A 20,864-nucleotide genomic window follows, 5' to 3' on the forward strand; every position below is an offset into this window, starting at 1 on the left:
GTGGGAGCTAGAGGCTGAGTTCGCGGCGCTTGGAGGGCAGCGCCCACCACGGCGTGCCGGGGCTCAGATGATGCTCGCGGTGATAGCCGAAGTGGAAGCAGGTCAGCAGCGAGGCGACCACGCCGAAGTCGTTGCTGCGCGCCCGGTGCTCGTCGGCAAATGGATCGTCCTCGTGCCGGTGGGGCAGGAAGGTGCCGAAGTAGAATAATTGCAGCGAGGAGAGGATCGAGGGAAGCGCCCAGAACAGCAGCAGGTTACCGAGAGGCGCGCCGAGGATCAGCACGTAGCTCCACACCAGCACGCTCAGGACCAGGAACTCGCGCAGCCCGAAATAGCGGACCATGAATTGCAGGTACCACGGCCAGAATCGCGTCGGATGGTCGGCGGCGAAGTCGGGATCACCCTCGGTCCCGACATGCTTGTGATGGTCGAAATGCTTGGGACGGAGGCGGTCCATCCAGAAGCCGGCGTAGAGCAACAGCGTCAGCCGGCCCACCAGCAGGTTCACCCGCGGCCGGCCCGGCGCAAGGCTGCCGTGCATCGCGTCATGGGCGATAATGAACAAACCGACGCTGAGCCAGGTCGACGTCGCCACCACCGGCACGGCCAGCGCCCAGTTCCAGCCTCCGAGCGTCAGGAAGAACACCGACCAGACGTGCAGCGCGACGAAGGCAAGGATGATCGCCCCGGCGAGGGCGAGGCCGATCCGCGTCTGCCGCCGTTGCTGCGCCTCACTGAGCATGGGCCGGATATAGGCGCGGACCCTGCTTCGCGCCACGGGCCTAAAGGCTGGCCTTTGCCGCACCGTCCGTGTCATCATCGCGTCCACGACCACCAGGGGAGATGTCGCATGTTGTCGGACTTCCGCGCCTTTATCGCCAAGGGCAACGTCCTTGGCCTCGCCGTCGCCGTGATCATCGGCGCCGCTTTCGGGACGATCGTGACGAGTCTCACCGACGACATCATCATGCCGGTGGTCGGGTCGATCTTCGGCGGCTTCGATTTCTCCAGTTACTTCGTGCGCCTTGGCGATGTGCCGGCCGGCTACACCGGGTCGCTGACCGATTACGAGGCCCTGAAGAAGGCCGGCGTGCCGCTGCTGGGATACGGCCAATTCATCACGGTGGTGGTGAACTTCCTGATCCTCGCCTTCATCATCTTCCTGCTGGTCCGCTCCGCGGCCAAGGTGATGAAGGAGGAAGAAGCCGCCGGCCCCACCGAGGAAGTGCTGCTGCTCCGCGAGATCCGCGACAGCCTGCGTCAGCCGCCGCTGAAGTAACCCCACAGCAGCCGCGCGGTCATGGCAATGCTGGCGGTGACCAGCAGCGGCCGGATCAGTTTCGCGCCGTAGCGCATGGCCGTGTGGCTGCCGAGCCAGCCGCCGGCCATCGCGCCGACTGCCATGCTGGCGCCCAGCAGCCACAGCACCTGGCCGCTCAAGGCGAACAGAAGCACCGCCGCGACATTGCTGGTCCAGTTGAAATATTTGCACAGCGCCGTCGCCCGGGTCAGCCCGTAGCCGCGCAGCGCGACGAGGGTGGAGGTGAAGAAGCTTCCGGTCCCGGGCCCGAAGAAGCCATCGTACAGCCCGATCGCTCCGCCCACCGGGGCATAGCCGGCGGCACTGAGCCGCTGGTGGGCGTCCTCGTCGCTCATCCGCGGGCTGACGAGGATGTAGACGGCATTGGCGAGCAGCAGCAGCGGAATCACCAGCGCCAGGGTGCGTGCCTCGACATATTGCACCAGCAGGGCACCGCTGGCCGATCCGGCGAACACGATTAGTGCGGTCGGCAGGTTTGCGCGCCAGTCGATCAGCCCCTTGGCGCCATAGTTGCGCATCGCGACGAAGGTGCCGCACATCGACTGCAGCTTGTTGGTGCCGAGCGCCTGGAGGGGCGGCACGCCGCTGACCAGAAGGGCCGGCATCATGATCAGTCCGCCGCCCCCGGCGATGGCGTCGATAAAGCCCGCGATCAGCGCGACTCCGGTGAGAAGAGGATAGAGCCAGAGGTCGATCACGCCTCCGCCCGTAGCCGCTCGGTCCGCGCCAAGTCGAGAACCTCGCCCCTCGACTTGGCTCGGGGCAACCGGATAGGGGCTCCGCCATGTCCTCCCGTTTCCAATTCACCATCCACGCCACCGACGGCCGCGCCCGGCTCGGCACCATCGCCATGCAGCGTGGGCAGATCCGTACCCCCGCCTTCATGCCGGTCGGCACCGCCGCCACCGTCAAGGCGGTCAAGCCCGAGGGCGTGCGCGCGGCGGGGGCCGACATCATCCTCGGCAACACCTATCACCTGATGCTCCGCCCCGGCGCCGAGCGGGTGGCGCGGCTGGGCGGGCTGCACCGCTTCATGGGCTGGGACCGCCCGATCCTGACCGACAGCGGCGGCTATCAGGTGATGAGCCTCAGCGACCTCAACAAGGTCACCGAGCAAGGGGTGACCTTCAAGAGCCACCTCGACGGTTCCCGCCACCTTCTCAGCCCCGAACGCTCGATCGAGGTGCAGCGGCTGCTGGGTTCCTCGATCGTGATGCAGTTCGACGAACTGGTGCGCCCCGACGTGCCCGAGAAGAAACAGCGCGAGGCGATGGGCCGCTCGATCCGCTGGGCGCGCCGAAGCCGCGAGGAGTTCGACCGCGGCGAGGCCCATGCCGACGCCAATGCCATCTTCGGGATCCAGCAGGGCGTCCTCGACGAGAAACTGCGCCGCGAAAGCGCCGACGCGCTGATCGATATCGGCTTCGACGGCTATGCGGTCGGCGGGCTTGCGGTGGGCGAGGGGCAGGAAGCGATGCTGCGCTGCCTTGATTTCGCGCCGGGGCAGCTACCGGCCGACAAACCGCGCTACCTGATGGGCGTCGGCAAACCCGACGACATCGTCGAAGCGGTCACCCGCGGCATCGACATGTTCGACTGCGTGCTCCCGACCCGCTCCGGCCGCACCGGCCAGGCGTTCACCGCCGACGGGCCGCTCAACATCCGCAACGCTGCCCACGCAGAGGACCAGAGGCCGCTGGAAGAGGGCTGCCCATGCCCGGCCTGCTCGACCTACAGCCGCGCCTATCTTCACCACCTCGTGCGCAGCCAGGAGATCCTCGGCGCAATGCTAATGACCGAGCATAATCTGTGGTTCTACCAGCGGATGATGCAGGGCCTGCGCGACGCGATCGGCGAAGGGCGGCTGGCGGCCCACGCCCGGGACTTTCTCGCGCGCTACCGGGCCGGCCGGAAGGGCTGATTAAGAAGGCAGGCTCACTTCGCGTCCTTGCGCGACAGCCACCCGCGCAGCAGGCCTGCCGTCTCCGCCGGGCGCTCGGCGTAGAAGGCGTGCGATCCCCCCGGGACCACCGCCATTTCGGCGCCCGCGGTCAGCCGCACGTAATCGCGCACGGTGTCGAGGCGCGCTTCGTCAAACTGGCCGACCATGAATAAGGTGCGCTTGCCGTCCAGCTTGGCGAGCAGCGGGGTACCGTCATAGGTGGCGAGCATCCCTTGCGCCGAGAATTCGCTCGGCCCCCACATCGCGTTGTAGAGCTTGCCGTTGAAGCCCTTGCCCTTGGTTCGCTCGACATAAGCGCGGGCTTCGGGTGACGGCGGCGGCGCGTCGGGGCGGCCGTTGTGCGCGGCATAGAAAGCCGTTTCCGCCGCTTGGCAGGTCGCGGCGGGGGGACGCCTGTCGCTTTCGCAGGCGAGGATATCCTTCTGCACCTCCAGGGGAAGATCGCGGATCAGGAGATTGGTCCCGAGGATCCAGTGCGGCGCGGAGATGAACGTGCCGCCCAGCACGGTCGAGGCCACATGGGTGGGATATCGCGCGGCATATTCCAGCGCGATGGCCGATCCCCAGCTGTGCCCGACCACGTGCCAGCGCTCGACGTTGAGCGCCTTGCGAATGGCTTCCAGCTCGCTGACGAAACGCTCGACCCGCCAGTTCGCGGGGTTTTCGGGATGGTCGGACATGCCGCTGTCCAACTGGTCGTAGAGGATGACCGCGCGATGGTCGGCAAGCGCCGTCAGCCCGCCGAAGGCGGTATGGGTCGAGCCGGGCCCGCCGTGAATGAAGATCACCGGGGCGGCCGCGGCGTTGAGGTCGCCGTTGATGCTGACCCACACCCGGCCCCCTTCGACCGGCACCATCAGTTCGCGGTCGGGCAGGCTCCAGGCGCGGGCCGGGGGCGCTTGCGCCGCCTTCTTCGCCGAAGCGGGAGGCGCGAGTGCCAGCGCTGCGATTGCCAGCGCGATCGTCGTTTTCATTTCGTCTGCCCCCCCGAACCCCGAGCGGGCATCATGGGCCGCAAGGCGGCGAACGCCTAGCAGATTGTCCGCCGCCTCAGGCCGACGCCAGCTCGTCCGCCTTGTCGAGGATTGCGAGGTCGCGCAGCAGGTGGTCCACGCTGCGGGTCATCTCAGGCAGGAACGTCACCTGGTGCCGGGCGCCGCGATAGGCCTCGGCCATCAGCACCGCGTCGATCAGGATGTTTACCACCTGCAGCTCCGCATCCTCGAGCTCGCTGAGGCGCTGCAGCCGCCCCAGCACCTTTCGGCGCGCGGCGTCGGGATCGGCGAGGGCTTCCGAGCGGGCGATGTTCCAGGCCATGTCTATCTCCTTGAGAGAATGGAGATAGACGGCGGCGCGGGGAGGGGAAGCTCGGCTCGGCGCGGGCCGGCGATGGTGGAGCGTTAACGGCCGCGATAACGCTTAAAGCAGGTCGAGCAGACGCTCCTTGGGCCGGCACAGGGCGGTGCCCCTGGGCGTCACCACGATCGGGCGATTGAGCAGGATCGGATGCTGCCCGATCGCGTCCAGCAGCGCGTCGTCCGGCAGGCTTTCGTCGGCAAGGCCGAGCTCGGCATACGGCGGCGCATTCTCGCGCAGCAGCGCACGGAGCGGGACGCCGGCATTCGCTGCAAGCGTCCTCACTTCCTCGCGGCTCGGCGGGGTCTTCAGATATTCGATCACGTGCGGCGCGATCCCGCGTTCCTCGAGCATGGCGAGGACGCCGCGCGACGTCCCGCATGCCGGGTTGTGGTACACGGTGACGTCCATGGCTTAGCTGCCGAGGGACACCGACAGGAAACTCGGCATCGGGCCGTTCCAGTCGTCGTCACCGGCGGGGTCCGCGGCGCGTGGTGCAGGGGCGGGCTTGCGCGGCGCAGGGGCCGGCTTCGGCTCCTCGCGGCGCTTGGGCTCGCTCGCGCGGGGTGAGGGTGCCTTCTCTTCCTCGGGCACCGACTCGCTGGCACGCGGCGCGGGCTGCGGCTTGGCCTCGGCCTTGTCGCTTTCCGCCTTGCCCGGACGATCGCTTTCCGCCTTGCCCGAACGCCGCGACGGCCGCTTGGCCTTGGGCTTCTCTTCCTGCGCCGGCGCCGGCTCTTCGTCGCCTCCCACCTTGGCGTCCTGCCCGAGCCGCTGGATCTTGGTGCCGGTCAGCTTTTCGATCTGCGACACGGCTTCGCCATCCTCACGGGTGGCGAGGGTGAACGCCTTGCCCTTGGCCCCGGCGCGGCCGGTGCGGCCGATGCGATGGACGTAATCGTCGGGCTGCCACGGCACGTCGAAATTGAAGACGTGGCTGACGCCCTTGATGTCGAGCCCGCGGGCGGCGACGTCGGAGGCGACCAGGATATTGATCTCGCCGGCCTTGAAGCGGTCGAGCTCGGCAATGCGCGCGGCCTGCTCCATGTCGCCGTGAATCTGGCCGACGGCGAAGTTCGAACGCTTGAGGCTGGTGGCCAGCTCGCGCACCGTCGTCTTGCGATTGCAGAAAATGATCGCGGTGGAGACGTCCTCGGCGCGCAGCAGGTCGCGCAGCACGTCGCGCTTCTTGTCGCTGCGGGTTTCGACCAGTCGCGCCTCGATATTGAGGTTGGAAGAGGCCGGGCGCGACACTTCGATGCGCCGGGGATCGGTCAGGAACTTGGCGGCCAGCTTCTGGATCACCGGCGGCATGGTCGCCGAGAACAACAAGGTTTGCCGCTGCTTGGGCAGCTTGGTGCAGATGTCCTCGATGTCGGGGATGAAGCCCATGTCGAGCATGCGGTCGGCTTCGTCGATCACGAGGAGGTCGCAGCCGGTCAGCAGGATCTTGCCGCGGCTGAACAGGTCCATCAGCCGGCCCGGCGTGGCGATCAGCACGTCGACACCCTTCTCGAGCGCCTTGATCTGGTCGCCCATCTGCACGCCGCCGATCAGCAGCGCCATCGAAAGCTTGTGATACTTGCCGTACTTCTCGAAATTCTCGGCGACCTGGGCGGCAAGCTCGCGGGTCGGCTCGAGGATCAGGCTGCGCGGCATGCGGGCGCGGCTGCGGCCTTCGCCCAGGATGTCGATCATCGGCAGCACAAAGGCGGCAGTCTTGCCGGTCCCGGTCTGGGCAATGCCCACCAGGTCCTTGCCCATCAGCACGGGGGGGATGGCACCGGCCTGGATCGGGGTAGGCTCGGTGTAGCCGCTATCGCCAATGGCGCGCAGCAGGTCGTCGGAAAGGCCGAGATCGGCAAAAGGCATCAAGATATCCGGATAAGAGAAAAGGCCAGCTGTGCAACAAGGGCAGGCGAGGCGCTTCGCGCCGTGGGCCAAACTGCCGTTCCTGTCAAGAAAACGGTCGGCGGAGCAGGTGTCAGAGGGGTTTCGGGACCATCCGCCGGAAGCGCTCGATCCGGCACGAACCGCCGATCCGGCTTCGAATCTCGTCGCGCTTGGCGCACACCCGTTCGTCTTCGGGCTGGATGTAGAAATTGCCGTAGAAATCGAGGGTCGGGCAATCCTCGTCCATCCGCGCCCGGATCCGGCTGCGATCGCTGAGCAGGAAGTCGACCGATCGCTCGTCGCCCAGGGCAGCGGCGACGATCTGGTCGGCGCCGATGCACTTGGGTCCCTTTTTCTCTTCCCACCGCATCGGCCGGCGCAACCGGGGCCTGATCACCGGTACCCGCAGGATCACTTCCTCGCGCACCACCAGCCGGGTCACCGCCACCGGTTGCATTTCCGCCACCCCGCTGAAGGAGGCGAGCCAGGCAAGCAGGGGAAAGGACAACAGCATGAAGGTTTGGGACACCTGTGGTGAAGCGCCGGGCAGCGCCGGGGGATTGATCATGCAACTGGGTGCCGGGCGTTGAACTCAGGCTGAACTTGCGTGGCTTTTGTGCACAGGATGGTGCCACACTTGCAAGCACCCGCAAGCCCGCATAGGAGCGCGGCCCACCACGTCTTAAAGCGGGGCCGGCTGGCGGGCCTTCCCCATCCCAGGATATCAGGAGAGTTCAATGGCTTCCGCTGCGCCGAACACCGGCCTTCCGCTCCTTTACAATCAGCTCGAACCCGTCAGCAGCCAGCAGCATGGCAAGCTGAAGGTGCGCGGCCTGCAGTCGCTGCCCGGGGCCGCCAACGTTCACGCCATTCCGCTGACGGTGGACGAATTTTCGCTCGCCCAGCGCCATTATCCGATCATCTTCTCGGCCGGCGAGGACCCCGTTCCGCTGGCGCTGATGGGGCTCAACGAGGGCGTCAACACGTTCATCGACGCCGAAGGCCAGCCGATCGATCGCCAGACCTACCTCCCGGCCTACCTGCGCCGTTATCCGTTTCTCCTCGCCCGCCTGAACAGCGAAGGCGACGAGCTGTCGCTGTGCGTCGATCCGACGTCTGGCGCGGTTGGCGACTTCGAGGACGGTCAGCCGCTGTTCGACGGGGACCAGCCGAGCGAGGCGACCAAGGCGATCCTGCAGTTCTGCGAGCAGTTCGAGGAAGCCGGACAGCGCACCGGCCTGTTCATGGCCGAGCTCAAGAAGGCCGGCCTGCTGATGGACGGCGAAGTCGCGATCCAGCCCGAAGGCGCCGAGCAGCCCTTCATCTATCGCGGCTTCCAGATGGTCGACGAAGAGAAGCTGCGGGAGCTTCGCGGCGACGAACTGCGCAAGATGAACCAGAGCGGCCTGCTGCCGCTGCTGTTCGCGCACCTGTTCAGCCTGTCGCAGACCCGCGAGATCTTCGCCCGCCAGGTCGAGCAGGGCAAGGGACCTGCCGGCGTGGCGAGCCCGGCCCTGCAGTCCGCCGAGGCGTGATTCAAGCGCGGCAGGGTGAGGGCCGGCCCGGCTTGCCCCACCCCGCCGTCGCCACCACCTTGGGGTGGCACCGGAAAGCGTGATTTTTCGCGGACCGGCTGCGTTCCCCTTGAACTACAAGCCCTCGGCTTCGGCCGGGGGCTTTTTTTATTCGGCGGCGAGGGGCGGGGCCTGGCGATCGAGCAGTGCCGAGCCGAGCCGTTCGGCGAGAGCCTGGATAAGCCGGGCCGAGCGGTCGAAGCCGGGGCCGGGCTCGCGGCCCGACGCATCGAGGTAGCAGCGCCGGTCCAGCTCGAGCTGGAGTGCATGGATGCCCCGCACCGGCGCGCCATGGGCCGCGACCACATGGCCGCCGGCGTAGGGGTCGTTGCAGGCGACGCGGAAGCCTTCCCGTTCGGCGACCTGGCGAGCGAGGTCGGCAACGAATCCCGCCGCGGTCGTTCCGTGGCGGTCACCGATCACCAGCTCGGCCTGGCCGGCCCGCCACGGCATGGAGTGGCAGTCGAGCAGCAGCACCTCGGAGTGCGCGCGGTGCAGCAGGGCGAGCTGTTCGGCGACCAGCCGGTGAAAAGGCCGCCATGCCGTGTCGAGCCGGGCCTCCAGCTCGTTGCGGCCGATCCGCCTGCGCCACAATTCGCCCGCACCGGCCAGCCGCCCGGGAACGAGCCCCAGCCCGGACCGCACCCGCCAGCCGTCGTGCCCCGTTCCAGGTGGCAGGTTGATCACCGCCGGGTCGAGTTCGTCCTCGGCCCGGTTGCAGTCGATCGCGGCGCGCGGGGCATCGGCGATGACGCAGGCGATGCCGAGCGCCTGCGCCCGCCACACCAGCCGGTCGACCAGCGGATCCTCCAGCGGCCGCAGGCTGTCCCGGCCGCGGCGGCTGAGGCGGACCAGCCAGTCGGGATAGTTGCAGCCGGCATGGGGCACCGACAGCAGGATCGGCCACCGCCCGGTCCCGGGGATCAGGCGCGGAGGAGCGAGGCGTCCGGCTTCGGTGGGGCGGGGGATCAAGGCGGAAGCTCCGTCACGGCGCAATGAAGTTGCAGGGGGTGATAAGGCCAAGTCGCTGCGGTGCCTATTTTCTTCGTATCCGGAGCGGCCTGGCGTTGTTCCGCCTAGAAAATCTTAAAGCTTCCGGGCATAAGAGTGTCTCCTCATGATCAAGATTCTCCTTGCCGAAGACGATAGTTCGATGCGCGAATATCTCGCGCGTGCGCTGGAGCGCGTCGGCTACAGCGTGAAAGCCGTCGGCTGCGGGACCGAGGCGATGCCGCTGCTGGAAGCCGAATCATTCGACCTCCTGCTGACCGACATCGTCATGCCGGAAATGGACGGGATCGAACTGGCGCAGAAGGCCGGTGTGATCGACCCTTCGATCCGGGTCATGTTCATCACCGGCTTTGCCGCGGTCGCGCTGCAGAGCGGGCGGACTGCGCCCGAAGCGAAGATGCTGAGCAAGCCGTTCCATCTCAAGGATCTGGTCGCAGAGGTGGATCGGATGTTCCAGACCGAGGACCAGCACGGCCGGCTTTAAGCGCCGCCGCTGCAGCAGTCCCATGGCCGGAACCGGACCGGCCCCGTTCCGTTCAGGAAGGCGAAAACCACCTTCTGTACGGATATCTTCATGCCCAAGACCCTTTTCCTCCTGAGCGCAGCGGCGGTCGCGGCCGCTCCTGTCGCCCTGTCCGCCCAGACTGCCAGCCGCGGCCTTGCCACGCGCTACGTGCAGGAAGCGCAGCAGCAGCATCCGGCGGTGATCCAGGAATTCGGCGGCGCCGAGACCGGCGCGCGTGCGGCCTATGTCGAGGGCGTCGGCCGCCGCGTCGCCAGCTATTCGGGCGTCAATGCGGGCGCGTTCCGCTTCACCACGCTGAACTCGGCTGTCGAGAATGCGTTCGCGGTGCCGGGCGGCTACATTTACATCACCCGCCAGCTGATGGGCCTGATGAACGACGAGGCCGAGCTCGCCTTTGTCCTCGGCCATGAAACCGGCCACGTCGCCGCCAACCATGCCCAGGCCCGCCAGTCGGCGGCGCAGCGCAATGCCGTCAGCGGCATCCTCGGCGCGATCATCGGGTCGGTGATCGGTGGCGGGATCGGCAGTGCGATCGGGCAGCTCGCCCAGCAGGGTTCGCAGCTCAACACCCTGCGCTTCAGCCGCAGCCAGGAATATGACGCCGACCGGCTTGGCATCAGCTATCTCGCCCGCGGCGGCTACGACCCGGCGGCGTCGGCCAGCATGCTCGCCGCGCTCGGCCGCGCCACCGCGCTCGAGGCGCGGGTGCAGGGTAAGGAGAACCGCTCCACGCCGGAATGGGCGACGACCCATCCGAACAGCGACAACCGCGTCGCTCAGGCCTCGCAGCTTGCCCGCCAGACGGGTCGGGCCGGGACCGGGCTGCGAAATCGCGATCAGTTCCTGGCGCAGCTCGACGGCGTGTTCGTCGACGACGATCCGGCGCAGGGCGTGATCGACGGGCGCACTTTCGTGCATCCGGACCTTCGCCTCGCCTTCACCGTGCCGACCGGCTACCTGATGCAGAACGGCACCGACGCCGTGTCCATCCAGGGATCGGGCGGCCAGGCCCAGTTCAAGACCGGGCGCTTTTCGGGCAACCTCCAGGCCTACATCCAGCAGCGCCTGCAGGAGCTGACCGGTGGACGGACCCAGATCCAGCTCGTCGACCAGAATCGCACCACGGTGAACGGCATCCCGGTCGAATATGTGGTCGGGCGCGCGCAAACCTCGAACGGTGTCGTCGACGTCAGTGTGTTCGCCTATGCGTTCAACCAGAATACGGCTTACGACTTCACCATGCTGACCCGCGGCGGGCAGGGCGTCGGGCCCTTCACGTCGATGGTGAATTCGCTGCGCCGGGTCACCGCGCAGGAAGCATCGGCGATCCGCCCGCGGGTGATCGACGTCTACACCGTCCGCAATGGCGACACGGTGCAGAGCCTGGCAGGGCGGATGGCGTATCGCGATTTCCAGGCCGAGCGGTTCCTGTCGCTCAACGGACTCACCGCGAACGCGCGCCTGGTCCCGGGCCAGAAGGTCAAGCTGGTGGTGTTCGGCCAGCGCCGCTGATCGGCGGACGCGATGCATGACGCCGGTGCCTCTGGAGGGCACCGGCTGCTTCACGACCAGAGAACGACGCCTGTCAGTTGACCTTGTTGGTGGCCGTACCGACGAAGTCCCCGATCTTGCCCCACATGCCGTTCGAGCCGCCCCCAAGGGCAGACATGCCCGTAATGCAGGCGACTGCAAGCAAGGCTGCAATCAATCCATATTCGATCGCCGTTGCGCCGCTCTGGTCAGCGCGCAACCTGCGCAACATCGTTCGGATAGCGTCCAAGCCACCCTCCTCTGGTCCACGTCCACGCAGATGGTGCTAGTGTTGCGCGGTTAACGAAACAGTCGCAGCATGTTCTTGCTTTCCGGTTAAGGACCTTTTTTATCCGGTCCGGCTCCACCCTGCGAAATGAAGGATGTCGACCCGTTCGGTCGTCGCTGTGCCGTCGCCGGCGGCAGCGAAGGCGGATCGCGCGGAATGGAGCCCGGCCTTGCCGAGCCCCTGGCGCGGGCGCGCCTTGAGGGTGTTGGTGGCGCCGTGGTCGCGCAGGTCGCCGATCAGCCGCTCGAACGAGCGATAGCGCAGGGTAAGGCGGTCGATGTCGACCACGGCATCGGCGAGGCCAGCCTCGGACAACAAACCGGCAAGCGCGCCGGGTTCGATCCGCGGATGGCTGCGGGCGGCGAAGGCGCCGCCGTCGCGGTCCGCGGCATGCAGCGCGGCACGCAGCGCGGGCAGGCTTTGTCCACCGGGAATGGCGCCGGCAAGCAGGCCGCCCGGCGCCAGGCGGGAGGCGATGATCCGCAGCAGCATCGGCAATTCGTCGCGGGAGTCGATCTCGCCCATGACCAGGATCAGGTCGAGGCTCGCGTCTTCCTCCTCGGCAAGCGCGTCAATCGTGTCGCTGAAGCGGATCATGTCGCCGACCATCGCCAGCCGGGGGTGCAGCGCGGCGGGGACGCCGGTCACCAGCACCTGTCCGAAGCGGCGGCTGATCGGTGCGAGCCGTTCCAGCCACTCGTCGATGATCCGTTCGGCAAGGAATGGGCGCGGGTCGCGGGAAAGCGCGCGCTGGCGGCGCCGGCGGCGTGCCGGCTCGTCGAACAGGGTTTCGGCCATGCCCCCTTGTGGGATCGCCCAAGCTGACGGACAAGGGGCGATGATCCAGGCGGGGGCCTTGCGCGGGGTGCGGACAGCGGGAAGCTGGCTGCTCGACTTTGCGCTTCCGCCACGCTGCCCAGGTTGCGGAGACATCACGCCGGCAGTCGATCTCTTCTGCGGCGGCTGCTGGAGCACCCTCGATTTCCTCGGCGGCGGCTGCGATCGCTGCGGCCTGGCGCTTGCGGCGGGGGTGCAGGACCTCTGCCTGGAGTGCGAGGGGTCGCGCGGGCCGCTCGACCGGATCCGGGCGGGACTGGCCTATGGCGAGATTCCGCGGTCGATCGCCATGCGGCTCAAATACGGACGCAAGATCGCGCTGGCGCGGACCATGGCCAGCACGATGAAGCGGGCGCTCGCCGAGCTTGATCCCGAGGCGCTGCTGGTTCCGGTTCCGCTCCACCGCTGGCGCCTGTGGGGGAGGGGGTTCAACCAGTCGGTGCTGCTGGCGCGCGCGCTTGGTCGGACCTACGATCCCGACCTCCTGCGCCGGACCCGCGCCACGCCGCGGCTGAAAGGGCTCAATCCCGCCCAGCGCCGCAAGACGGTCGAGAATGCGTTCGCGATCCGCCCCGGGGCGGAGATCAGGGGCCGCTCCTTCATCCTGGTCGACGACGTGATGACCACGGGCGCCACCGCCGAGGCCTGCGCCCGGCTGCTTCGCCGCGCCGGGGCGGGCTCGGTCGAGCTGCTCGCCTTCGCCAGGGTTCTGAAGTGAGGGCACCAAGTCTGGCACTTGGCGGTTGAAGTTCTATCTAGGGCCAAGACCCAGCACAGCCGGAGAGCAAGATACCGTGGCCAACGTCGAAATGTACTCCAAGACCACCTGCCCCTACTGCGTGCGCGCCGAGGCGCTGCTTCGCGCCAAAGGGATCGAGGCCGTGACCTACAATCTCGACGCTGGCGGGCCCAAGCGCGACGAGATGATCGAGCGGTCGGGCCGAATGACCGTGCCGCAGATTTTCATCGACGGCCGCCATGTCGGCGGCTGCGACGACTTGTTCGCGCTCGAGCGTGAGGGACGGCTGGACACCCTGCTCGCGGCATGAGCCGGATCGCACTGCTTCAGGCGCAGACCGGGATCGATCCCGCACGGAACGGCCAGGCGTTGGTCGAAGCGGTGCACCAGGCGCGGGCCGGCGGCGCGGCGATGCTGTTCACCCCGGAGATGAGCGGGCTGCTTGACCGTGACCGGACGCGGGCGGCTGGCAACCTCAGGACCGAAGCGGATGACCCGGTCCTGGGGGCGGTGCGCGATGCCGCCGCCCGGGAAGGCGTGTGGGTGCATCTTGGCAGCCTTGCCATCAAGCGCGACGACGGCCTGCTCGCCAACCGCGGGTTCGTGATCGATCCGGCGGGCGAGGTGCGCGCGACCTATGACAAGCTGCACCTGTTCGACGTTGACCTGCCGACGGGAGAAAGCTGGCGGGAATCGGCCAGCTATGCGCCGGGAACGACCGCCGTGGTGGTCGACGGCACGCCGGTCGGGCGGCTTGGGCTCACCATCTGCTATGACATTCGCTTCCCGGCGCTGTTTGCCGCGCTTGCCGAAGCGGGCGCCGATACCATCGCCGTGCCGGCCGCGTTCACCGTGCCCACCGGTCAGGCGCATTGGGAAGTGCTGCTGCGGGCCCGGGCCATCGAGGCGGGGCTGTTCGTGATCGCGGCGGCGCAGGCCGGTGCCCATGAAGACGGCCGGGCGACCTACGGGCACAGCCTGGTCGCCGATCCGTGGGGCGAGCTGCTGCTGCTGATGGACGGGTCGCCGGGTCTGGCCTTCGCCGAGTTCGATCCCGCCCGCATCGCGGAGGTCCGCGGCCGGGTGCCGGCGCTGAAGCATCGCCGCTCCATTCCGCCGGTCGAGCAGCGCTGACTCCCACGCTGCGTTGATCTTCACCGCCGCCATCCTCTAAAGGGTGCGGCAAGGCCCCGTAGCTCAGCAGGATAGAGCGCCAGATTCCTAATCTGTAGGCCACTGGTTCGAATCCAGTCGGGGTCACCAACTACGCCAGGGGAGGCGAATGTGATTGGCCGGCTGTTCCTCGACCATCCCCGATCGCTTGGCATGGGCTGGGCAGGTCACGGCACAGGTGCCGTGATGATCGGACTGCGCATGATCGGCGGCGGGGTCGCCTGTCTGGTCCACGCGGTCGTACCCGCATTGTTCACCGAAACCGCTGGCCGAACGGTCAGCGGGCTCCATGATTACATGATGCGCCGCAAGGCGGACGCGCCCGATCCCCACGCCTGGCCCGATTATGAGATCTGAGCCGGAGGGGGCTCGTCCTGTCGTCATTGTCGGTGGTGGCTTCTCGGGGGTGATGACCGCCGCCCACCTCGCCGCAGGGAACGTCCCGGTGGTGCTGGTGGACGGGTCGGGGCGCCTTGGCAGGGGCGTCGCTTATTCCACCACAGAGCCGGTGCACCTGCTCAATGTCGCTTCGGCCAAGATGAGTGCCTGGCCCGATCAGCCCGACCACTTCGCCAGATGGTGCGGGGACGAGGAAGGCGCGACCTTTGTCGAGCGCCGCGCCTTCGGGCGCTACCTTGGTGAACAGCTTGCCGCTGCACCGGGGGTCGACGCGGTCAAAGCCATGGCGCTGGATGCGCGCCGGCAGGATGACGGGTGGGACGTCACCCTGTCCGACGGCCGGCGGATCGCGGCCTCGGCGTTGGTCCTGGCCCAGGGCAACCAGCCTCCGACGCCATTCCCGGGTTCGGCAGCGCTTCCTCCGGAGCTGTTCTTCAACAACCCGTGGAGCGACGCGGCGCATGCCGGGGTCGAGCGGGTCGCCGCTGAAGGTTCGGACGTCCTGATCCTGGGCACCGGGCTGACCATGGTCGATACGGTGCTGTCGCTCGTCGCGGCGGGCCACCAGGGCCGCATCACCGCCCTGTCGAGGCGCGGGTTGATCCCGCGGGCGCATGTGCATCCGCCCGCCGCACCGGCGCCCGTGGAGCTGAACGAGGTTCCCCAGGGCAATGTGCTGGCGCTCTGGCGCTGGCTTCGCGCCCGTTCCGCCGCGGTCGGCTTCAGGGCCGTCATCGATGCTCTTCGTCCGCACAGCCACGCCCTCTGGCAACAGCTTCCGGCGGAAGAGCAACGCCGCTTCATGCGACATGCGCGGCCGTGGTGGGACGTCCACCGCCACCGCATCGCCCCCCAGGTTGCCGAGCAGCTTCGCGAGCTTGTCGCGGCCGGACGGCTCGAGATCGTCGCCGGACGGGTCGGACTAATGGAAGCGGTTGATGGTCGCCTGAAGGTCGCGATCTCGAGGCGCGACGGCCGCAAGGTCGTCCGCGAGGTCGGCGCCGCCTTCAACTGCACCGGCCCGCTTGGCGACCTTCGCCGCACAGCCGACCCGCTTCTTCGCAGCCTCCTCGACCAAGGCGCCATCCGCACCGACACCTTTGCAATGGGTCTCGATGTCGATGACCGCAGCCGGGCGGGGGAGCGGCTATGGGCACTCGGTCCGCTGACCAAAGGCCGGTATTGGGAGATCGTCGCAGTGCCCGATATCCGCCACCAGGCCCAAGCCGTCGCGGCGGACATCCAGAAGGACCAGCCCAGCCATGTCTGACACCCCCGATGACGGCGACCTCGTCGCGGCGCCTCCCAAGATCCCGGTCCCGGACGAGGTTGCTGCGGCGGTCCGGACCCTGATCCGCTGGGCCGGCGACGACCCGGACCGCGAAGGCCTCCTCGACACCCCGGCACGCGTTGCCCGGGCGTGGAAGGAATATGCCCGCGGCTATGGCGAGGATCCCGCCGCGCATCTCTACCGCACCTTCGAGGAGGTCGGCGGTTATGACGAGATCGTGCTGTTGAAGGATATTCCCTTCCAGTCGCATTGCGAGCACCACATGGCGCCGATCATCGGCAAGGCGCACATCGCCTATCTTCCCAACACAAGGGTGGTCGGCATCTCGAAACTGGCACGCGTGCTGCATGGCTTTGCCCGTCGCCTGCAGGTGCAGGAGCGGCTGACTGCCGAGGTTGCCGACTGCATCTGCGAGCACCTCCAGCCAAAGGGCGTCGCGGTGGTTATCGAGGCAACCCACGCCTGCATGTCGGCGCGCGGCGTCAATACACCCGGCGTGATCATGACCACCAGCCGGATGATGGGCACCTTCCGCTCCGACGAACGCAGCCGCAAGGAAGTGCTGGCGCTGATGGGCAAGGGCTAGGCTGGACCGGCACGTGTGGTGCATGGCATCCAGCGCCATGGCCACCCAGCTCCGCCCCGTCGCCGACCCGCTCGACGATCTCAGCCTGCCCGGCTGGGTCTATTGGGACGAAGGCTTCTTCGCGGCCGAACAGCGCGCCTTCCTCCGTGCCGCGCCGCAGGTGGTGTGCCACGACAGCGACATCGCGTCGCCGGGCGATTGGCGGACGCTCGACTATCTCGGCGAAAGCATCATCGTCATCCGGGGCGACGACGGGGAAGCGCGCGCCTTTGCCAACGTCTGCCGGCATCGCGGATCGCGGCTGGTGGACGGGACGGGCGGCTGCGCCAAGGTCCTGACCTGTCCATATCATGCCTGGAGCTATGCCCGCGACGGGCGCCTGGTCGGCGTGCCGCACCGCACCGACTATCCGGGCCTCGATCCTGCGACCCTCGGCCTCAAGCCCGTCGCATTGGAACGCTGGCACGGCTTCCTGTTCGTCACGCTGGAACCCGGCGCTCCGTCCGTGGCGACCATGATGGCGGAGCATGAGGCCGAGATCGCTCCCTATCGCTTCGCGCAGCTACGCGCGATCGGGCGGGTCACGCTGCGGCCCCGCGCGCTCAACTGGAAGACCATCGCCGACAATTATTCGGACGCGCTGCATATTCCGGTCGGCCACCCCGGCCTGACCCGCTTGTTCGGCCAGGGCTACAAGGTCGATGCGTTCGAGCATGTCGACCGGATGGAGGGGGATCTGGTCGAGCAGCCGTCCTCGAACCTGTCGGAACGGGCCTATCAGCAGCTTCTCCCCGAGGCCTCGCATCTGCCCTCGAGCCATCGCCGCAAGTGGCTGTATTTCAAGTTCTGGCCAAACCTCGCCTTCGACATCTACCCCGATCAGGTCGACTTCATGCAGTTCCTGCCGCTGTCGGGGGAGCGGACGGTCATCCGCGAGATCAGCTACGCTCTCCCCGACGACCGGCGCGAGATGAAGGCCGCCCGCTATCTCAACTGGCGGATCAATCGCCGGGTCAATGCCGAGGATACCGAGCTGATTTCCCGGGTGCAGGCGGGGATGCGCTCGCCTTCCTACGAGCCGGGCCCGCTCGGCCGGTCCGAAGTCGCGCTGCGCAGCTTTGCGCGAAAGCTCAGGCGGCTGGTGCCGGAGGCACGGCTTCCTCGTTCGCCCGTCGCCGGCTGATCCAGCGGACCGGGAGGCCGGCGACGGCCAGCACCGCCGCCCACAGCACGGCCTCGCCGCCCGATCCCCAGAACATCGCCAGCGAGTAGACGAGGGCAGGGATGGCGATCAGCGGCCCGACGACGCGCAACCGCCACGCCGCCGCTGCGCAGGCGAGATAGAGCACCAGCGCTCCGACCGCTGACACAAGGGCGACGAAGTTGAAGGTTGCGAGGAAATCCTCGCTCATGCTTCCGACGACCATCAGCGCGGCTAGGCCGATGCTGGCGATCAGGCTGGTACGGGCGACGCCGTTGCGGTCGGTCGCGGCAAGGGACTGCGGGAGGTCGCCGGCGAAGGCCAGCGCGCGCGCCGTCTCCACCGCCAGCAGGATCAGTGCGTTGCACGTCCCGAACGCGCTCACCGCGCCGACCAGCGCGACGATGGTCCGCGCCGAGGCGCCGAGGCTGGGCGCGATGGCGTCGGCGATCGGGGTGGGGGACGCGGCGGCGATGGCGCTCGGCAGCAACCACAGCACCGCTAGCGTCGCGGCAAGGTAGAGAACGGCGACGAAGGCGGTGCCGTTGATCGTCGCGGCAGGAACCGATTCCTGCGATTTGTCGGTGACGTTGGCGCTGATCGAACCGGCTTCGAAACCGGTGAAGGCGAACAGCATCAGCGCCGCAGCGGCGACGATGGCGCCGAGGCTGAGCGGAACCGGCGCCAGTGGCTGGACGCTTCCACCGCGCGCCACCAGCGCCAGGGCGAGCACCAGCACCAGCACCAGCGGAAGTAACTTGATCAATACCGCCGTAACCTGCAACCGCCCCGCCGACCGCGCGCCACGCGACTGGACCGCGGCGATTGCGAGCAAGGCGCAGATACCGATCACCGTCACCGACATCGGCGTGCGGGACCCCGGAAAGGCCTCGCCGATCGCACCGCCGACCGCGATGGCGGTCGCCGCGGCGGCGGTCACCTGCGACAGCATGCTGCTCCACATGGCAAGGAATCCCGCGCGGTCGCCAAAGGCCGATGCGATATGACTGTAGGGGCCGCCGGGCAGCGCTGCGGCAAGCCGCGCCATCGACAGCGCGAGCAGGAACGTCCCGACCCCGGTCAGCACAAAGGCGACGACCAGATTGGGGCCATAAGGCGCGACCTGCGCCGGGAGGAGATAGATGCCCGACCCGACGATGGTGCCGACCACCATCGCCAGGCTCATCATCCGGCCGAGGCGCTTGGCCGGCGGCGGGGGAGGCGGCGGCGGCGGGGCATCCTCGACCAGGTCCACCAGATTCTCGACGTGGTCGTGCATTCGCTTAGCCTCTGCCATCTTGGCATCGGCGCCGCGTGCGCCTAGCCCCCCGGGCAATCCGTTAGCAGCTACAGGACGATTGATGCGCGCTTTTCTTTTTCCGGGCCAGGGCAGCCAGTCGGTCGGCATGGGCGCGGCCCTTGCGGACGCGAGCAGCACCGCGCGCGACGTGTTCGCCGAAGTCGACGAAGCGCTCGGCCAGCATCTCTTCAGGGTGATGCGCGAGGGGCCGGAAGCCGACCTCACGCTGACCGAGAATGCGCAGCCCGCGATCATGGCGCACAGCATTGCGGTGCTCCGGACGCTCGGGCTGGATCTGGCGTCCAGGGCGGACTTCGTCGCCGGCCACAGCCTCGGCGAATATAGCGCGCTCTGCGCCGCCGGGAGCTTTGACCTTTCGACCACCGCGCGGCTGCTCAAGAAGCGCGGTCAGGCGATGCAGGCGGCGGTGCCGGTGGGTGAGGGGGCGATGGCTGCATTGCTCGGTGCCGATCTCGACAAGGCGCAGGCCATCGCGACTGCCGCGGCCGAGGGCGAGGTCTGCACCGTCGCCAACGACAATGATCCGAGCCAAGTGGTGATCTCTGGCCACCGCAGCGCAATCGAGCGTGCGATCGCCATCGCCAAGGATCATGGTGCGAAGCGCGCGGTGCTGCTGCCGGTGTCCGCGCCCTTTCACTGCCCGCTCATGCAGCCGGCCGCGGACGCCATGGCCGATGCACTGGGCGGTACCGACATCAAGGCCCCGGTCGTCCCGGTCTACGCCAACGTCATCGCCGCGCCGGTCAGCGATCCGGCCCGTATCCGCGAACTGCTGGTCGAGCAGGTCACCGGCATGGTCCGCTGGCGCGAAAGCGTTCTGGAAATGCACGCCGCCGGGGTCGAGGAATTCGTCGAGATCGGCGGCAAAGTCTTGGGCGCGATGGTCAAGCGCATCGCCCCCGACGCAAAGATCACGAGCGTGGTGACGATGGAAGACGTCGAAGCGCTCGCCAAGGAGATTGCATGATGTTTTCGCTGGAAGGAATGACCGCGCTCGTGACGGGCGCTTCGGGCGGGCTTGGCAGCGCCATTGCAAAAGCCCTGGCTGCCCAGGGCGCTCGGCTGGCGGTGAGCGGCTCCAATGCCGACAAGCTGGAAAGCTTCCGCGCCGGTCTCGGCGGCGATCACGTCGCGCTGCCCTGCAACCTGTCCGACGGAGCGGCGGTCGACGCGCTCGTGCCGCAGGCGGTCGAGGCGCTCGGCGGCAAGCTCGACATCCTCGTCAACAACGCCGGCGTGACCCGTGATAATCTCCTGATGCGGATGAAGGACGAGGAATTCGAAAGCGTTATCGCGATCAATCTCGAAGCCGCGTTCCGTCTGATGCGCGCCGCCGCCAAGCCGATGATGAAGGCGCGCTTCGGCCGCATCGTCAGCGTGACGTCGGTGGTCGGTCAGACCGGCAATCCGGGTCAGGCCAATTACGTCGCTTCCAAGGCCGGCCTGGTCGGCATGAGCAAGGCGGTCGCGCAGGAGCTCGCCACCCGCAATATCACGGTGAACTGCGTGGCGCCGGGCTTCATGGCCTCGGCCATGACCGATGCGCTGAACGAGGCGCAGCGTGCCGCCATCCTCGGCAAGATCCCGAGCGGTGCGATGGGCACCGGCGAGGATGTCGCCGCCGCGGTCTGTTATCTCGCCAGCCGCGAGGCCGGCTACGTCACCGGCCAGACGCTGCACGTCAACGGCGGCATGGCGATGATCTGACGCCCAACGACAAGCGCCCCGGCGCTGGTCTGGGCGCCCGCGCCCGAATGGTTCCCGCGCACTGATGCTGTTCGCAAGGCCGTATTGCGTCCGTGCAACACCCACTCCTTGTCGCCGCTTTCACCCTCCCTATATCGCCGCCAGAAA

At 67.8% G+C, this 20,864-nt stretch carries 25 protein-coding genes and 1 tRNA gene; 15 read left to right on the forward strand and 11 right to left on the reverse strand.

From position 1 onward, the window contains the following. Positions 1-7 precede the first annotated feature (7 nt). A complete protein-coding gene (locus GGQ97_RS09400) occupies positions 8-778 on the reverse strand; it encodes a fatty acid desaturase (RefSeq protein WP_342448502.1) in 771 nt (256 codons plus the stop codon). A 72-nt stretch (positions 779-850) separates the two neighbouring features. On the opposite strand from GGQ97_RS09400, the gene mscL reads away from it, so the two are divergent. Next, positions 851-1,279 carry a large conductance mechanosensitive channel protein MscL gene (gene mscL / locus GGQ97_RS09405; RefSeq protein WP_168069036.1) on the forward strand — a complete coding sequence of 143 codons (429 nt, stop codon included), beginning with the start codon at positions 851-853 and terminating at the stop codon, positions 1,277-1,279. Here mscL and GGQ97_RS09410 read toward each other — a convergent pair. Further along, entirely contained in the window at positions 1,261-2,019 is a 759-nt protein-coding gene (locus tag GGQ97_RS09410) for a TSUP family transporter (protein ID WP_342448503.1), read from the reverse strand. The two genes, mscL and GGQ97_RS09410, sit on opposite strands and share 19 nt — an antisense overlap. Positions 2,020-2,105: 86 nt before the next feature. On the opposite strand from GGQ97_RS09410, the gene tgt reads away from it, so the two are divergent. Then, positions 2,106-3,242 (forward strand): tRNA guanosine(34) transglycosylase Tgt, encoded by a 1,137-nt coding sequence (tgt, locus tag GGQ97_RS09415; protein WP_168069038.1) that lies wholly within the window; start codon positions 2,106-2,108, stop codon positions 3,240-3,242. 14 nt (positions 3,243-3,256) lie between these two features. Here tgt and GGQ97_RS09420 read toward each other — a convergent pair whose 3' ends face one another. From GGQ97_RS09420 to GGQ97_RS09440, 5 genes are all read right to left on the reverse strand, one after another. Beyond that, a complete protein-coding gene (locus GGQ97_RS09420; RefSeq protein WP_168069040.1) occupies positions 3,257-4,258 on the reverse strand; it encodes a proline iminopeptidase-family hydrolase in 1,002 nt (333 codons plus the stop codon). Between the two features lie 76 nt (positions 4,259-4,334). Then, positions 4,335-4,601: a hypothetical protein gene (locus tag GGQ97_RS09425; RefSeq protein WP_168069042.1), complete on the reverse strand. Its 267-nt coding sequence runs from the start codon at positions 4,599-4,601 to the stop codon at positions 4,335-4,337. 102 nt (positions 4,602-4,703) lie between these two features. Beyond that, a complete protein-coding gene (gene arsC / locus GGQ97_RS09430; RefSeq protein ID WP_168069044.1) occupies positions 4,704-5,051 on the reverse strand; it encodes an arsenate reductase (glutaredoxin) in 348 nt (115 codons plus the stop codon). Between the two features lie 3 nt (positions 5,052-5,054). Continuing rightward, positions 5,055-6,512, reverse strand: coding sequence for a DEAD/DEAH box helicase (locus GGQ97_RS09435; RefSeq protein ID WP_168069046.1), 1,458 nt, complete (start codon positions 6,510-6,512; stop codon positions 5,055-5,057). A 112-nt stretch (positions 6,513-6,624) separates the two neighbouring features. Continuing rightward, complete coding sequence (locus GGQ97_RS09440) at positions 6,625-7,101, reverse strand: hypothetical protein (protein WP_168069048.1); 477 nt, start codon at positions 7,099-7,101, stop codon at positions 6,625-6,627. A 169-nt stretch (positions 7,102-7,270) separates the two neighbouring features. Here GGQ97_RS09440 and GGQ97_RS09445 point away from each other — a divergent pair, with 169 nt between their 5' ends. Then, positions 7,271-8,068: a SapC family protein gene (locus GGQ97_RS09445; protein WP_168069050.1), complete on the forward strand. Its 798-nt coding sequence runs from the start codon at positions 7,271-7,273 to the stop codon at positions 8,066-8,068. A 147-nt stretch (positions 8,069-8,215) separates the two neighbouring features. Here the strand turns inward: GGQ97_RS09445 and GGQ97_RS09450 are convergent, their stop codons facing one another. Then, complete coding sequence (locus tag GGQ97_RS09450) at positions 8,216-9,079, reverse strand: N-formylglutamate amidohydrolase (protein ID WP_168069052.1); 864 nt, start codon at positions 9,077-9,079, stop codon at positions 8,216-8,218. A gap of 145 nt (positions 9,080-9,224) precedes the next feature. On the opposite strand from GGQ97_RS09450, the gene cpdR reads away from it, so the two are divergent. Both cpdR and GGQ97_RS09460 read left to right on the forward strand, forming a co-directional pair. Next, complete coding sequence (gene cpdR / locus GGQ97_RS09455; RefSeq protein ID WP_029942192.1) at positions 9,225-9,602, forward strand: cell cycle two-component system response regulator CpdR; 378 nt, start codon at positions 9,225-9,227, stop codon at positions 9,600-9,602. Between the two features lie 90 nt (positions 9,603-9,692). Next, positions 9,693-11,156, forward strand: a complete 1,464-nt coding sequence (locus tag GGQ97_RS09460; protein WP_168069054.1) for a M48 family metalloprotease — start codon at positions 9,693-9,695, stop codon at positions 11,154-11,156. A 73-nt stretch (positions 11,157-11,229) separates the two neighbouring features. Here GGQ97_RS09460 and GGQ97_RS09465 read toward each other — a convergent pair whose 3' ends face one another. Continuing rightward, positions 11,230-11,424, reverse strand: coding sequence for a Flp family type IVb pilin (locus GGQ97_RS09465; protein WP_425338718.1), 195 nt, complete (start codon positions 11,422-11,424; stop codon positions 11,230-11,232). A gap of 99 nt (positions 11,425-11,523) precedes the next feature. Next, entirely contained in the window at positions 11,524-12,261 is a 738-nt protein-coding gene (locus GGQ97_RS09470) for a class I SAM-dependent methyltransferase (protein ID WP_168069056.1), read from the reverse strand. Between the two features lie 40 nt (positions 12,262-12,301). Between GGQ97_RS09470 and GGQ97_RS09475 the strand changes: the two genes are divergently transcribed. From GGQ97_RS09475 to GGQ97_RS09510, 8 genes are all read left to right on the forward strand, one after another. Beyond that, entirely contained in the window at positions 12,302-13,018 is a 717-nt protein-coding gene (locus GGQ97_RS09475; protein WP_168069058.1) for a ComF family protein, read from the forward strand. Between the two features lie 76 nt (positions 13,019-13,094). Next, the gene (gene grxC / locus GGQ97_RS09480) at positions 13,095-13,349 is read left to right on the forward strand and encodes a glutaredoxin 3 (RefSeq protein WP_342448504.1); all 255 of its coding nucleotides are present in this window, start codon (positions 13,095-13,097) and stop codon (positions 13,347-13,349) included. Then, complete coding sequence (locus tag GGQ97_RS09485; RefSeq protein ID WP_168069060.1) at positions 13,346-14,173, forward strand: carbon-nitrogen hydrolase family protein; 828 nt, start codon at positions 13,346-13,348, stop codon at positions 14,171-14,173. The genes grxC and GGQ97_RS09485 overlap by 4 nt, the downstream gene beginning before the upstream one ends. A gap of 52 nt (positions 14,174-14,225) precedes the next feature. Further along, positions 14,226-14,302 (forward strand) — tRNA-Arg (locus GGQ97_RS09490). 21 nt (positions 14,303-14,323) lie between these two features. After that, complete coding sequence (locus GGQ97_RS09495) at positions 14,324-14,569, forward strand: DUF6356 family protein (RefSeq protein ID WP_168069062.1); 246 nt, start codon at positions 14,324-14,326, stop codon at positions 14,567-14,569. Beyond that, the gene (locus GGQ97_RS09500; RefSeq protein ID WP_168069064.1) at positions 14,559-15,881 is read left to right on the forward strand and encodes an FAD/NAD(P)-binding protein; all 1,323 of its coding nucleotides are present in this window, start codon (positions 14,559-14,561) and stop codon (positions 15,879-15,881) included. Before GGQ97_RS09495 ends, GGQ97_RS09500 begins: the two co-directional genes overlap by 11 nt. Further along, positions 15,874-16,488: a GTP cyclohydrolase I FolE gene (folE, locus tag GGQ97_RS09505; RefSeq protein WP_168069066.1), complete on the forward strand. Its 615-nt coding sequence runs from the start codon at positions 15,874-15,876 to the stop codon at positions 16,486-16,488. Before GGQ97_RS09500 ends, folE begins: the two co-directional genes overlap by 8 nt. Before the next feature lie 37 nt (positions 16,489-16,525). After that, a complete protein-coding gene (locus GGQ97_RS09510) occupies positions 16,526-17,671 on the forward strand; it encodes an aromatic ring-hydroxylating oxygenase subunit alpha (protein WP_168069068.1) in 1,146 nt (381 codons plus the stop codon). Here the strand turns inward: GGQ97_RS09510 and GGQ97_RS09515 are convergent. Continuing rightward, entirely contained in the window at positions 17,619-18,968 is a 1,350-nt protein-coding gene (locus GGQ97_RS09515) for an APC family permease (RefSeq protein WP_168069070.1), read from the reverse strand. The two genes, GGQ97_RS09510 and GGQ97_RS09515, sit on opposite strands and share 53 nt — an antisense overlap. An 82-nt stretch (positions 18,969-19,050) precedes the next feature. Between GGQ97_RS09515 and fabD the strand changes: the two genes are divergently transcribed. Both fabD and fabG read left to right on the forward strand, forming a co-directional pair. Next, the gene (fabD, locus tag GGQ97_RS09520) at positions 19,051-19,977 is read left to right on the forward strand and encodes an ACP S-malonyltransferase (RefSeq protein WP_168069072.1); all 927 of its coding nucleotides are present in this window, start codon (positions 19,051-19,053) and stop codon (positions 19,975-19,977) included. Then, positions 19,977-20,717 (forward strand): 3-oxoacyl-[acyl-carrier-protein] reductase, encoded by a 741-nt coding sequence (gene fabG, locus GGQ97_RS09525; RefSeq protein ID WP_168070934.1) that lies wholly within the window; start codon positions 19,977-19,979, stop codon positions 20,715-20,717. Before fabD ends, fabG begins: the two co-directional genes overlap by 1 nt. Positions 20,718-20,864: the final 147 nt, after the last annotated feature.

It is taken from the genome of Sphingomonas kaistensis (assembly GCF_011927725.1).
GTDB lineage: Bacteria > Pseudomonadota > Alphaproteobacteria > Sphingomonadales > Sphingomonadaceae > Sphingomicrobium > Sphingomicrobium kaistense.